The organism is Pseudomonas sp. AC172, assembly GCF_979258595.1.
Genome location: NZ_OZ409868.1, coordinates 424165 through 437144, shown reverse-complemented (window position 1 = coordinate 437144; position 12980 = coordinate 424165). Strand labels below are relative to the sequence as shown.

Sequence of the window (12980 nt, the reverse complement as noted above, 5' to 3'; positions counted from 1 at the left end):
GTGTGTCAGACAACGATGATGTTGGCTGACACTCCCTCTTCGCGAGCAGGCTCGCTCCCACATTTTATTCGGCGAACACTCAATAACCGCGAGCGAAGTCCACTTCCCCGCGCAACCCCTCACCCGCCTGATACGCCTTCAAGTTTTCAACAAACAGCTGCACCATCAACGCCGGTGACGTCGGTGCCGAGCTGTGCCCGGTCAGCAGCAAGCCCCACGCGGTCCAGAACGGATGGCGCTGTGGCAGTGGCTCCTGACGGCAAACGTCGATCACCGCCCCCGCCAGATGACCTTCCTTCAGCGCTTCCACCAGATCCGCATCAACCACCGCGACACCGCGTCCGGCGTTGATAAACAACCCGGTCGGTTTGAATTGCTTGAACAGCGCCGCGTCGTAGATATCGTGGGTGTGCTCGGTGTTCGGCAGCAGGTTGACCACGTAATCCACCTCGCCCACCAGACGCGGCAGATCGGCCATCGAACCGACTTCGACAAACGGCGCCTGTTCGCGGGCGATGCTGGCGATGCCGTACAACTCGATGCCGAATGGCAGCAGGAACTGCGCCACGCGCTGACCGATGTCACCGGTGCCGACGATCAACACCTTGCGCCCGACCAGACTCTGGCCGCTGCGGTTGTCCCACTTTCGCTCGACCTGGCTGACCAGTCGCGCCAGCACTTCGCGCTCATGGCCGAGGATGTACGTCAGCACGTATTCAGCCATCACCTGACCGAAAATGCCCACCGCACGGGTCAAACGGTAATCGCGGCGCAAACCGTCCGCGAGCAGTGGCGTGATGCCGGCCCAAGTGGATTGCAGCCATTGTGGCTGATGCCCTTGGCGCAGCAGGGTCGCGAGCAGGTCCGGCTGGCCCAGCCACACCGGGCAATCGGCGGCCTGACGGGCCAGCTCGGCGGAGTCGCCGCTGGTCAGTACTTCAAGCTCGGGCGCTGCCTGACGCAGCAGCCGGGCGTATATCGCGTGGTCGTGTTCAGCAATCAGAACGCGCATCTTCAAACCTTTCGCAAACCGTGCAAACGGCCGCCGGATTCGGACGGCCATCGCGGTAAAAACAGTTCCAGGGTAAACCGAGACTCAGAACAGAGCCTCGCAGATCAGACCGGGTCGTTGCGTCGTAGCAACTCTTCGGGCAGGTGCTCGATGTATTCGTCTTCGGCGGGCGGCATTTGCAGGTGATAGCCCTGCTTGTCGAGGTTTTCCAGGACCACGACGATGTCCTCGCTGGCCAGTTTGCGCTCGGGCGACAGCACCAGATCGAAAGAGTGCTTCGGCTTGCCGAACGCCAGCATCAGCGCTTCCGGCACACGCTCCAGCGCATCACTTTTGAGCACATAAAGGTACATGCCGCTGCGCTTGGAGCTTTGGTAGATGGAACAAATACGTTTCAAGGCTGTTCTCCGGCGGTGGCCAGGCTGTCGAGCAGCTTCTGGCCCATGAGTTCGCGGCGCCAGCCACGCAACGACTCAGGCAATTGGTAAGGACCCTCGGGGTAGCCACTTTTGACCAGGGCTTCGAGGGTTTTCTTGCGCAGCATCAGTTCCGGAGCAATGCCCAGACGCTCGGCCTCAGCCTGGCCCAATGCGCGCAGTTGTTTGATCAACGCAGCGGCTTCGATCGGCAATGGCTCCGCTACGGCCGGCGGCCATTGATCAGGCCCCACACTGCCAGAGCGCTTGATCAGATCAAGCAGAAACTGGCCGTCCTGACGCACGGTACGCGGGTGCATGTCTTCGATCTTTCCCAGCGCCGCAAGGTTGTCCGGCTGCGTGCGGGCCAGCGGCCACAGCGAATGCTCGCGGACGATACGGTTGCGCGGCAGATCGCGGGCGCGGGCCTCTTTTTCACGCCAGGCGCACAACTCACGCAGAACGGCCAGTTGCGCGCGGGACAGTTTCCACGCCAGTTTGGCGTCGCGATAGACCTCGTAAGGGTCGGATTCGCGGCGCAGGTTGGCGACCAGTTCGGCGCCGTCCTCCAGCACCCAGGCGAATTTGTCGTCAGACAGTTCCGGCCGCAGTTGTACGAAAACCTCCGCCAGATGCACGGCATCTTCAGCGGCGTAGCTGATTTGCGTGTCGGACAGCGGACGTTGCAACCAGTCGGAACGGGTCTCGCCTTTCGGTAGCTCGATGCCGAGCACTTCCTGCACCAGCCGCGAATAGCCCATCGAGAAACCGAGGTTCAGGTAAGCGGCGGCCAGTTGCGTGTCGAACATCGGCGCCGGCAGGCTGCCGGTCAGGCGCAACAGCACTTCGAGGTCTTCGCTGCAGGCGTGCAGGACTTTGAGCACCGCCGGGTTTTCCAGCAATGCGGCCAGCGGTTGCCAGGCGTTGATGGTCAGCGGATCGATCAGGTAGGCGCGTTTGCCGTCGCCGACCTGCAACAGGCCAGCAATCGGATAGAAAGTGTCGACCCGCATGAATTCGGTGTCGAGGGCAACGAACGGCAGTTGCTGCCACTCGGCGCAAAACTGCGCGAGGCTTTCGTTGTCGCGAATCCAGTGAATATCGATGGCCACACGGCTCTCCCTTGAAGAATGGCGCGCAGTATATATCGCCACCGGCGATTTACGCGCCTGCGAAGGGCAAGAGCTGTAACGAAATGTCCTGCCAAAGAGCAAGAATAGTCTGACAGAGGAAACAGACAGGCCCGTCGCGTCAGAACGACGGAGCCGATTGGACTCACTCCTTCGCGAGCACGCCGTCGATTACCGCGCCACGGCAACCGGCAAACATGTCCAGACCCGGCTGATAGACCTTGCTCTTGACCTCCAGCAGACCCAGCATCGAGTGGAACAGGTTGTCCTGACTCAGCGGTTTGTCGCGGCTCATCTGCAGGCAGTGAGTATCGACCGAATAGGCCTTCTGATAGTTGTCGGAGAACCACGCCAGCATCGCTACATGCTTTTGTTGCTCTGGCGCCAGCATGTAAGGCGTACCGTGCAGGAACAGGTTGTACTCACCCAGTGATTCGCCGTGGTCCGACAGATACAACATCGCGGTATCGACTTTGTCCTGATTACTGCGCAATACATCGATCAGGCTCGATAGCACATGGTCGGTGTAGACCAGCGTGTTGTCGTAACCGTTGACGATACTTTCGCGGCTGCAATTGTTCAGCGCGTTACTTTCACAAACAGGCGTGAAGTGCTCGTATTCCTTCGGATAACGCTTGAAGTATTCCGGGCCATGGCTGCCCATTTGATGCAGAACCAGAACGGTGTCCTTGTCGAGATGGTCGATAAAACCTTGCAAACCTTGCAGGAGGATTTCGTCGCGGCACTCGCTGTTGGCGCACAGCGCCGGGTCTTTCAGGTTGCTGACATCCTGCAGGGTAACTCGATCACAGGTGCCTTTGCAGCCAGACTGGTTGTCACGCCAGATCACGTCGATCCCGGCACGCTTGAGCACATCGAGTAAACCTTCTTCATTCTTCGCCTTGCTGGCGTCGTAATCCTTGCGGCCCATGTTGGAGAACATGCACGGCACTGAAACGGCGGTTTCAGTGCCGCATGAGTGCACGTCGGTAAAGGCGATCAATCCTGCCTCCCTGTCCAGTTTCGGCGTGGTGTCGCGGTCATAACCGAGGATGCCGAAGTTCTCCGCCCGGGCGCTTTCGCCCACGACTAACACGGTCAGGGATTTACGCGGCTGAAGCTTCACATCCGGATTGCGCTCGGCGTCTTCGCCGATCTTGACGAACGGTTGCTGCGCCGAAACCACCTGTTCACGCAGGTAACCGGCCGACGCACCAATGTAGTTGCTCGGCACTAACATCAGGCGAATTTCGTGATGATTGCGAAACAGTGAAGACAAGCCCTGATAGTTGGCCAGGGCCACCCCGCCAATTACCGCTGCCGAGGCGACACTGACAATAACTTTACTGAATAACTCACGGTGCCAGCGACGATAATTAATCGGCAACTTCCACAACAAAAATGATGGCAAGACACCGAGCAAAAGAATATAAGCAAACAACTTCAGCGAGAGCAGGTCACGCACTTCCGTTGCATTGGTTTCGGCCAAGTTGCGAAACATGCCGGCATCGATCATGACGCCATATTGACTCATGAAGTAAGCCACCCCGGCGCTGATCAGAAATATCAGCGTCAACAGCGGTTTGAGCAACGGCCGAAAAGCCAGAAGCGTCAGCACGATATTGAATGCCGCCAGGATCATCACCCCGAAAGCCAAGCGCATGGCGATGCCCTTGCCATCGGCGGCGGTGATCTCGAACAGGTGCTGCCAGAGCACAACATTGCAGCCGATTAAAAGAAAGGCGCTGGCAATCAACGTCACCCATTCCGGGCGCACGGCTTTTAACTTCAACATAGAAAGGGCGATTCCTGAAAAGAAGAGCCTCGGTCCATGAAAGAAATTTCAATTGTGAAAATTTCATTAACTAAGGCACGAGAAATTTTAAGCAGGCAACCATCAATTTTTTGTGAAAAAGACGCCAACGATTAGTTGGCGTTGGGTCATACGCTTAAACTTGCGAAGTATTTGAGAATGGTTCAGCTTTTATTCAGTAAAAACAACACGGCTGTCCCTTGTGGGAGCGAGCCTGCTCGCGAAGAGGTTGGTACATCCAATATTTTCGGTGGCAGACAATCCGCTTTCGCGAGCAGGCTCGCTCCCACCGAGGGTGGCGGGGTATCGACTTTTTAAATACTGCTGTGGATTTTCTGGTTTGCCCGGACTAGACCGCTCCGCGCCTAATCATCTGCCCTGTCCAAAGGTCTGATGATGGAAAACGTCCGCGCCACCGCTCGTCCCGCAGTCTGGTTGATGCTTGCCATTATTCTGGTCGCGCTCAATTTACGTCCATCGATGGCAGCAGTCGGCCCCTTGTTGTCGGCCATCCGCGCTGACATCCCGCTGAGCTTCAGCGTCGCTTCACTGCTGACCATGCTGCCGGTGATGGCGATGGGACTGGCGATGTTCTTCGGTCTCGGCATCAGTCAGCGGCTGGGTGAACAACGGACGGTGCTGCTGTCGTTGCTGATCATTGGCCTGGCGACGCTGTCGCGGCTGTTTATCGAATCAGCAGACGAACTGATCGCCAGCGCCGTGCTCGCCGGCATCGGCATTGCACTGATTCAGGCGTTGATGCCGGCGCTGATCAAATCGCGCTTCGCCGACAACGTCGCGCTGTGCATGGGCTTGTACGTCACGTCGATAATGGGCGGCGCAGCCATTGCGGCCTCGTTTGCACCACTGGTGATGGTGCAAACCGGAAGCTGGCGCAGCGGTTTGGCCATCTGGGCGATCCTGGCATTACTGGCGTTTCTGTTCTGGTGGTCGCAACGCGGCCAGCTGACCTCCACGGCGCCGGCGGCAGCGAGGAAAGATTCATTCTTCACCCATTCCCGCGCCTGGTTACTGGCCATCTTCTTTGGTTTGGGGACGGCGTCCTACACCTGCGTGCTGGCCTGGCTCGCGCCGTACTACGTGGAAAAAGGCTGGAGTGAGCAAAACGCCGGGCTGCTGTTAGGTTTTCTGACGGCCATGGAAGTGATTTCCGGCCTGGTGGTTCCCGCTATCGCCAATCGCAGCCGGGATCGCAGGGTGATTCTGATGGCATTACTGACGCTGATCATCGCCGGGTTTTGCGGCCTGATCCTCAGCCCGCAACAGTTCAGCCTGCTGTGGCCGTGCCTGCTGGGGTTGGGCATCGGCGGTTTGTTTCCGATGAGCCTGATCGTCTCGCTCGATCACCTCGACAACCCGCAACGCGCCGGCGGCCTGACCGCTTTCGTGCAGGGCATCGGCTACTTGATCGCCGGCCTCTCGCCGCTATTGGCTGGAGTGATTCGCGATCGACTCGGCAGCTTCGAATGGGCCTGGTGGTCGTTGACGGCAGTAATGACCGTGATGTTGTTGATGGTCTGGCGCTTCAATCCTCGACATTACGCTCGACACTTTCCTGCATTGAGCTAGAGGCCTCTGGCCATCTTTGTGCGGTTTAATTGTTGACGTCGTGTTACTAAAACTTTCTGTCCCACAACTGACCGTGAAATGTCCTACAGGGGTTTCTCCTGGCACCATCGTTCCGCTACGATCGTTCGCACACGTTTGCGCGGATTCAGCGCAAGAAGCACAGCGAGACAGTACGGATGCTGAACAGTAACTTGCTTCGAAAGCTCGACATGCAGGATCTCATGGTATTTATCGCCGTTTATGAGCAGAGCAGTGTCACCGATGTGTCAGAAACACTGTTCGTCAGCCAGTCCACCGTCAGTTACTGTTTGAAAAAACTGCGCACCAGTTTCGAAGACGAACTGTTTATCAACACCCGCACCGGCATGCGTCCGACCTACAAGGCCAGCACCATGTACGGCCATGTGCAGAAGATTCTCGAAAGCATCAACCTGTGCCATGCCGGCGCCCCAACGTTCGACCCGACCCAGCAAGCCGTCACCTTCAACATCTGCGCCCCGGAATACTTCGAGCAACTGATTCTGCCGCGCCTGCTGAAGCGTTTCGATTTCGATGATTTGCCGGTGATGGTCAACATGCACAAATTCGAGACCGACGTCCCGGCGGATGAACTGCGCGACGGCAGCCTCGATCTGGTGATCAGCTTCGGCCCCAACTTCCACCGCCATCACACCGACCTGAAATCACGGATGCTGCTGGAAGATGATCTGGTCTGCGTCTTCGACAAACGCGCTACGCCGCTGGAGCCGCGCCTGAGCCTGCAGGCCTTTACCGAACGTCGGCATGTATTTCCGACGCCGTGGACATCAACCACCAATATGGTCGATGGCTGGCTGGCACGGCAAGCGCAGAAGCGCCAGATCGTCGCGCGCTCGAACAGCTACAGCGCGGCATTGAAAATGATCACCGGGACCGACTTCATCCTTACCCTGCCCCGCCGCATCCAGCGCTTGCTGACCAACGAAGCGGTGTTCAATCACTGTGAGGCGCCGAACGGCTTGCCGGGCTTTACCCTCGACATGCAGTGGAGCCAGAGCGTTGATCAGGACAGCGCCAACCTCTGGTTGCGCGAGCAGGTGGTCAAGGTGTGCAGCGAACTCGAAGCGGCCTGAGTCCTACACACCAATCGCGGTTTTGCTGTAGGACTCGCGATCCATGTCGACCAGTTCTACACACAACTGCACTTCGACGCCGGTCGGCCATTCGCACAGGTCCTGCAACACCGCCAGCAAGCTTTCTGACAACTGCTTCTTGATCTGCGGCGAACGCCCGCTGAGCAGCGCCAGCTTCACATAAACGAAGGCTCGCTCGGCCATGGCGGTGCCGACCTTGAAGGTCTCGACTTTAATCGCACGACTTTTGATATCGAACTCCGCCGCAAACTGACCGGAGCCCACCAGCGTGTTGTTGAGGCGGATCAACGCGACGTCGGCGTTCAACTGCGGCAGGTTGGCGGTGTATTCCATGTGCAGGTGTGGCATTGCAGATCCCCGGTGAGTTGGCAGAAAGGTCGTACATATAGCACAGCTCTGCCCTACCTTCCCGGGGACTTTCACATATCAATGTGGGAGCGAGCTTGCTCGCGAATGCGATCGTTCAGCGACACTTAAGGTGCCTGATACACCGCTTTCGCGAGCAAGCTCGCTCCCACAAAGTGTGTGTTGTGGCTCAGGATGGAGTCAGCGGCCGTTCGCTCATGAATTGCTCCAGCCGCGAACGCAACCAGCGCTCGGCCGGATCGCTGTCCACATGACTAAGCCAGACCATCGACAGGTCCAGCGTCGGCGTCTTGAACGGAAAGGGCTCCTTGAACAGCAGCCCCGAAGTGGCCATGGCCGCCGCCGTGTAATCCGGCAGACTGGCGATCAGATCGGTACCGGCCAGCAGCGCCGGCAACGCGCTGTATTGCGGCACCGACAGCACCACCTGACGGGTGCGCCCGAGTTCCGCGAGCCACTCATCGGCAAACCCACTGACATTGGCCGTGTGCGAAACCAGCACGTGCGGACGCGCGCAATATTCATCCAGCGTCAGCGGTGTATCGCTGGCGTCGGCGCGCAGGATGCTCGGCTGGATGTGCCGCAGCAGTTTGCGCTTGGCATTGGCCGGCAAGCCTCGGGTCTGGCTGATGCCGACCGTAATGTCGCCCGCCGCGAGCAGATCGGGGATGCGCCAGTAATCGACATGTTGCACCACAAACACCACGTTCGGCGCTTCCTGGCGCAGCGCAGGCAACAGCGGCGGCAGCAGGCCGAACTCGACGTCATCGGACAGACCGATGCGAAAGGTCATGGTGCTGATGGCAGGATCGAAATCGCGGGTCAGGCTCAGCGCCACCGATAACGAGTCCAGCGCAGGCTTGAGATGGCGGAAAATATCTTCGGCGCGGGCGGTCGGCTCCATGCGGTGGCCGACGCGGATAAACAGCGGATCGTTGAGCATCGTGCGCAAGCGATTGAGCGCCGAACTGATGGTCGGCTGACCGAGAAACAGCTTCTCGGCCGCGCGGGTCACGTTGCGCTCGAGCATCAAGGTCTCGAACACCACCATCAGGTTGATGTCGGCCTTGCGAAGTTCATTGCGGTTCATCCATTGCCCCCTGCCCCCCGGAATACCGGCAGTGTAGAAAGGCCGGGGCCCCGGCGTCCATCGCCACGGTGCGTCAGTTCACCGTCAAGCGCTTCAAGCCCAGCCCCATGACCCGTGAATCGTCATTGATGCCTAATTGTTCAGGGCTGATGGCGTCGGGCAATTGCAGCTCGATCGTCAGGCGATCATCGTCCGCCAGATGCTGACGGATCGCAGGACTGATCGGGATCTCCAGATGATTACCCTGATGCTCCACCATGCGCGTAGTCAGCACCTGCTCGCCATTCAAACTGACAATCACTCGCTGCGCCGGGTGTTGCGGCAAAACGAATGCCATGACATCCAGCGCAATCGAGCGCGCCTCGGGTGACACCCGCAAGTCGATCTGCGCCTGCTGCCCCGCCGACCATGTTCCCCAGTTTTCCGGAGGCGACCAGCCGCTGGCCAACTGCCGGGCGGAGTAGTTGAAGATCAGCGTCTGACCGGGACGCATCAATGCCAGTAGTGACATCCGCCGCCCTTCATCCGGCATGCTCAGGCACTGCGAACAACGCTTCCAGCCCGGCGCCAGTACCACCAGACCATCCACGCGGGTCAGCAAATCCGTTTCACTGTTGACGCTTTTGGCGGCATCGGCCAGCACGGAATCGTCGAGGATGTACAAGGAGTCGGCATCGTATTGCCCTGACTCAAGCATGCGCTGCGATTTTTGCCGGGCCTGCTCAAGCGCTGTGGAACTCATGCGCCCCAGATAAACGGCGTCGGTTTTCAGGCCGTGGGTCGCGGCGAAATCGGCAATCACTTGCCAGCGCTCGGACTGATTCTGCGGCATCAGACTGCGGATGTTCGGGTAATGCGCCGCCGCACTCGCCCAGAATGGATCACGCATCGGCGTTGGCCATTCTGCGGACGGCGTCATCATCTTGCCGTTGCGCAAACCCATCCAGCCGTTGCGCGTATCGACGACCTGTATCGTCAACGCCAGCGCCAGCAGTGCGACGACGATGCGTGGCCGGTAACCGCGCACCAGCAGAAACATCACCATCAGAATGAGCGCGTACAACACCGGCCAGAACATCCGCCCCGAAGCGCGAAAAACATTCGCCAGTTTGATGGCGATTTTCGGTAGCGGGTAGCTGAAGGTGTGTGCGCCGACACCGATCTGGTTCGATAGCGCAAACAACGATAAACCGATCAACGCCAGCATTAACCAAGGGCGAAGACGAAGCTCATCCTTCAGCGGCTGGCGATTTCTCAGAAAGGCAATCAGCGCCAGCGGTACCAGCAACAGCACACCCAGCCCTGGATAATTGAAGCCTTCGTAATCGCCGCTGGCTTTTGGCAGATCCGGCAAAATCAACGACCAGCCGGCCGGATCCAGTGGCGACAGCAGGTTCATCCGGTACAAACCGAAACCGCCGGATTGCGCGCCATCGGCAATAGCGAAGTAACCGACCTGCCAGCAACACACACTCACCACGGCAAACAGCGAAACGCCTTCGAGCAGACCCTGACGCCGCGTCAATTGTTGGCTGAAGGTCTTGCCGAGCAGATCCGCCACCCAGATCAGCGCCACCATCGCCAACAGGTAGGCATGCACCATCGCCGTCACCGCCAGCAGCGCGCCCCAGGCCAGACGACGTCGATCCAGGTTCGGCAATAACGCCAGGTACAGCGCTGCCAGAATCAGAAAATGTCCGGACAGGGAAAGGTGCCCGCCCATGCGCAGGAACATCGGCGGCGAAATTACCAGCAATCCAGTGCCCAGCAGGCGAATCAGCGGATTGCCCGTCATCAACCCCAACAGTTTCCAACCGAACCAGGCTTGCAGAACGAAACACGCCAGCAGCCACAGACCGAAATACTGGAAGGTGGCCGGTAACCACGCATTGAACGGCTTGAACAGCAGCGCCAGCAGCGGGTTGGAGTCGGAGAAAATAATCGAATTGCCCAATTCCAGACCATAGGACGGGTTAAGGCCCAGCGGAAAGGTCCAGGGTGAGTGCCGGAAGTATTCCCAGCCCAGATAATGCGTCGCCGGATCGCCCTGCTCCAGCCAGGCAATGTTTTGCGGATCGAGCGCTTGCGGCCCGATCACACAGAAAAATGCCAGCACACCGAGCAGTAAAGGCAACAGGCCCAGCGCCGGATGGTTTCGCGAAGCCCTCATCGATACGTCCAGAAGTTGTGCAAGACAAAGGTGAACGCTGGAATCGTCAACGCCACCGCAACGATGCCCAGCAGATAGTGCAGCCCGGCAACCTGCGCGGCCCAGGCAACGAACATCGCCAGGAAAAAACCGCCCACGGACACCAGCAGGAAACGCAGCAGCGTTCGCCCGTGCAAACGGGCAGAAAAACTCCAGGTCGTATTGATCACATAAGACACCACCGTTGCCACGACAAACGCCACGCCGTTGGCCAGCGGCGGCTGCGCGGCAATGAAATTGATGACCAGCACCGCCACCAACGCATGCAACGCGGTGACGAACAGCCCGGTCACGGCAAAGCGCACACAACGCTGGATCAATGCGTTTTTTTCCGCCGAGGTCACGGTTTGCGCGCCAGCACGAACACACTCAACCCGGCCAGGCGGTTGATGCCCAGCAACGGCAGTTCGAGACTGCACAAGGTCTTGAGGACGCCATTGACCAGTGGGTGATGGCGTTTAAGCTGCGAGCGCGGCGGCTGCGCTTGCGCGCCTTGCGGCAACAAGCGCAACGCCGCCGCAATCGGGAACACCGCGCCGAAATAATAGGCACCGCGCTGCACCGTCAAACCCGCGTCATGCGCCAGGGTTTCGAACTGCGCCAGGGTGTAGCGGCGCTTGTGTTCGAGAAAGTCGTCGTGACCGCTCCACAGGAACTGGAATGCCGGCACTGTCATCAGGAATCGACTGCCCGACGGCACTTTATCGACGTACATCTTGAGCAAACCGAGGTCGTCATCGACATGCTCCAGTACATCCATCAACAACACCAGATCGGCATCGATGGTCTCGATCCCGCGACGGTAGTGCACCGGTTTGCCGGCGGTGGTCGCGCTGGAATCGGCGGGGTAGCTGATATCCACGCACCACGCTTCGCGCGCCTCGGTGTGCGTCAACAAATGATGGGAGAAAAAACCCGACCCGGCGCCGACATCGAGGATTCGGCTGATGGGTGCATTCCCCAGCAAACGCTTTGTCGCCGCAGCTTTTGAACAGTAATACCAATGCTCGTTGATACTGTCGCCGAGGATGTCGGTTTCCTTGAGATCCATGTATCAGTCCTTGGGGTCGTAGACGCGACGCACCAGAAAAACCGGTCGGCGTTTGGATTCGATATAGGTGCGGCCCAGGTACTCGCCGAGTACGCCGATGCCGATCAATTGCAGTCCACCGAGAAAGGTCACGGCCACCATCAACGAGGCATAACCGGGCATGTCGACACCGTGAATCAACGTGCGCACGACAATGAACATGGCGAAGGCAAAAGACACCAGCGACACCAATGCGCCGACATACGTCCAGATCCGCAATGGCTCGGTGCTGAAACTGGTGATGCCCTCCAGCGCGAAATTCCACAACCGCCAACCATTGAACTTGCTCTGCCCCGCCACGCGCTCGGGGCGTTCGTAATCGACGTGGGTGGTGCGAAAGCCGACCCAGGCAAACAGGCCCTTCATGAAGCGCCGGGATTCGGGCAAGGTCAGCAAGGCATCGACCACGCAGCGATCCATCAGGCGAAAATCGCCGACGTTCTCGGGTAAAGGCTGTTCGGCAATCTTGTTGTGCAGGCGATAGAACCAGTGAGCGGAAGTCTGCTTGGCCCAGGTGTCGCTGCGACGGCTGATGCGGTGACCGAGCACCACTTCAAAACCTTCCCGCCAGCGCGCGATCATCGGCAAAATGACCTCCGGCGGGTCCTGCAAGTCAGCATCGATGGGGACCACGATCTGTCCGGTCGCGATCTGCAAACCGGCGGACAGCGCCGCTTCTTTGCCGAAGTTGCGGCTCAGGTCGACGATACGCAGGCGCACATCCTGGCGCTGATGTTCGAGCAGGCGTTCGAGGGTCGCGTCTGTGCTGCCGTCGTTGACGAACACCAGTTCCAGATCGATCAACGCCTGTGCCTGAAAGACTTCATTGATCCGCCGCAGAAACGTATCAAGGCTGTCCTCCTCGTTAAAAACGGGGACCACCAGCGATAACGTCACCTGCCCGGCCTGTTGCGTTCCGTGCTCAGTCAAAGGAGTGCTCTTCTTATAGTGTTTGTCGGTCGCCGAACGATACTCGACGCCATGAGCCGTCCCGTATTAAGCAGGAGCGTCGACGGCGTTGCAAGGCGCAGACGGCGTCATATTGGCCAATCCAGAGGCCTAACCACACGCTCTAGCCCGCGCCCTTCAGAAACATCCGCGAACGATTGGAAACAAATGTCCGATAGCCAA

12 protein-coding genes are annotated in these 12980 nt (G+C 58.9%); 2 read left to right on the top strand and 10 right to left on the bottom strand.

Going from position 1 to position 12980, the window contains the following annotated elements:
- Positions 1-79: 79 nt before the first annotated feature.
- The 4 genes from ACZ0A4_RS02130 to ACZ0A4_RS02115 all read right to left on the bottom strand — a co-directional run bounded on the left by ACZ0A4_RS02130 (position 80) and on the right by ACZ0A4_RS02115 (position 4353).
- The gene (locus ACZ0A4_RS02130) at positions 80-1012 is read right to left on the bottom strand and encodes a D-2-hydroxyacid dehydrogenase (RefSeq protein WP_463572878.1); all 933 of its coding nucleotides are present in this window, start codon (positions 1010-1012) and stop codon (positions 80-82) included.
- 104 nt (positions 1013-1116) lie between these two features.
- Positions 1117-1410 (bottom strand): YcgL domain-containing protein, encoded by a 294-nt coding sequence (locus ACZ0A4_RS02125; RefSeq protein WP_007911350.1) that lies wholly within the window; start codon positions 1408-1410, stop codon positions 1117-1119.
- Positions 1407-2540, bottom strand: coding sequence for a ribonuclease D (gene rnd, locus ACZ0A4_RS02120; protein ID WP_463572877.1), 1134 nt, complete (start codon positions 2538-2540; stop codon positions 1407-1409). The genes ACZ0A4_RS02125 and rnd overlap by 4 nt, the downstream gene beginning before the upstream one ends.
- A 163-nt stretch (positions 2541-2703) precedes the next feature.
- Entirely contained in the window at positions 2704-4353 is a 1650-nt protein-coding gene (locus ACZ0A4_RS02115) for a phosphoethanolamine transferase (RefSeq protein ID WP_463572876.1), read from the bottom strand.
- Positions 4354-4767: 414 nt separating this feature from the next.
- On the opposite strand from ACZ0A4_RS02115, the gene ACZ0A4_RS02110 reads away from it, so the two are divergent.
- Both ACZ0A4_RS02110 and ACZ0A4_RS02105 read left to right on the top strand, forming a co-directional pair.
- Positions 4768-5961 (top strand): cyanate transporter, encoded by a 1194-nt coding sequence (locus ACZ0A4_RS02110; RefSeq protein WP_463572875.1) that lies wholly within the window; start codon positions 4768-4770, stop codon positions 5959-5961.
- A 176-nt stretch (positions 5962-6137) separates the two neighbouring features.
- Positions 6138-7073: a LysR family transcriptional regulator gene (locus ACZ0A4_RS02105; protein WP_034153164.1), complete on the top strand. Its 936-nt coding sequence runs from the start codon at positions 6138-6140 to the stop codon at positions 7071-7073.
- Positions 7074-7076: 3 nt separating this feature from the next.
- Here the strand turns inward: ACZ0A4_RS02105 and ACZ0A4_RS02100 are convergent, their stop codons facing one another.
- The 6 genes from ACZ0A4_RS02100 to ACZ0A4_RS02075 form a co-directional block, all read right to left on the bottom strand.
- A complete protein-coding gene (locus ACZ0A4_RS02100) occupies positions 7077-7442 on the bottom strand; it encodes a 5-carboxymethyl-2-hydroxymuconate Delta-isomerase (RefSeq protein WP_141127949.1) in 366 nt (121 codons plus the stop codon).
- A 187-nt stretch (positions 7443-7629) separates the two neighbouring features.
- Positions 7630-8550: a LysR family transcriptional regulator gene (locus ACZ0A4_RS02095; protein WP_463572873.1), complete on the bottom strand. Its 921-nt coding sequence runs from the start codon at positions 8548-8550 to the stop codon at positions 7630-7632.
- A gap of 73 nt (positions 8551-8623) precedes the next feature.
- Positions 8624-10720: a DUF6311 domain-containing protein gene (locus tag ACZ0A4_RS02090; RefSeq protein WP_463572872.1), complete on the bottom strand. Its 2097-nt coding sequence runs from the start codon at positions 10718-10720 to the stop codon at positions 8624-8626.
- Complete coding sequence (locus ACZ0A4_RS02085; protein WP_463572870.1) at positions 10717-11103, bottom strand: GtrA family protein; 387 nt, start codon at positions 11101-11103, stop codon at positions 10717-10719. The genes ACZ0A4_RS02090 and ACZ0A4_RS02085 overlap by 4 nt, the downstream gene beginning before the upstream one ends.
- Positions 11100-11810, bottom strand: a complete 711-nt coding sequence (locus ACZ0A4_RS02080) for a class I SAM-dependent methyltransferase (RefSeq protein WP_463572869.1) — start codon at positions 11808-11810, stop codon at positions 11100-11102. The genes ACZ0A4_RS02085 and ACZ0A4_RS02080 overlap by 4 nt, the downstream gene beginning before the upstream one ends.
- Positions 11811-11813: 3 nt before the next feature.
- On the bottom strand, positions 11814-12779 hold the full coding sequence (locus ACZ0A4_RS02075) for a glycosyltransferase family 2 protein (RefSeq protein ID WP_463572867.1): 966 nt from the start codon (positions 12777-12779) through the stop codon (positions 11814-11816).
- Positions 12780-12980: the final 201 nt, after the last annotated feature.

Excerpts from the sequence above, each read along its gene's own strand:
- ACZ0A4_RS02130 (WP_463572878.1), bottom strand. The coding sequence starts at position 1,012 with ATGCGCGTTCTGATTGCTGAACACGACCACGCGATATACGCCCGGCTG.
- ACZ0A4_RS02115 (WP_463572876.1), bottom strand. The coding sequence starts at position 4,353 with ATGTTGAAGTTAAAAGCCGTGCGCCCGGAATGGGTGACGTTGATTGCC.
- ACZ0A4_RS02110 (WP_463572875.1), top strand. The coding sequence starts at position 4,768 with ATGGAAAACGTCCGCGCCACCGCTCGTCCCGCAGTCTGGTTGATGCTT.
- ACZ0A4_RS02105 (WP_034153164.1), top strand. The coding sequence starts at position 6,138 with ATGCTGAACAGTAACTTGCTTCGAAAGCTCGACATGCAGGATCTCATG.
- ACZ0A4_RS02100 (WP_141127949.1), bottom strand. The coding sequence starts at position 7,442 with ATGCCACACCTGCACATGGAATACACCGCCAACCTGCCGCAGTTGAAC.
- ACZ0A4_RS02095 (WP_463572873.1), bottom strand. The coding sequence starts at position 8,550 with ATGAACCGCAATGAACTTCGCAAGGCCGACATCAACCTGATGGTGGTG.
- ACZ0A4_RS02090 (WP_463572872.1), bottom strand. The coding sequence starts at position 10,720 with ATGAGGGCTTCGCGAAACCATCCGGCGCTGGGCCTGTTGCCTTTACTG.
- ACZ0A4_RS02080 (WP_463572869.1), bottom strand. The coding sequence starts at position 11,810 with ATGGATCTCAAGGAAACCGACATCCTCGGCGACAGTATCAACGAGCAT.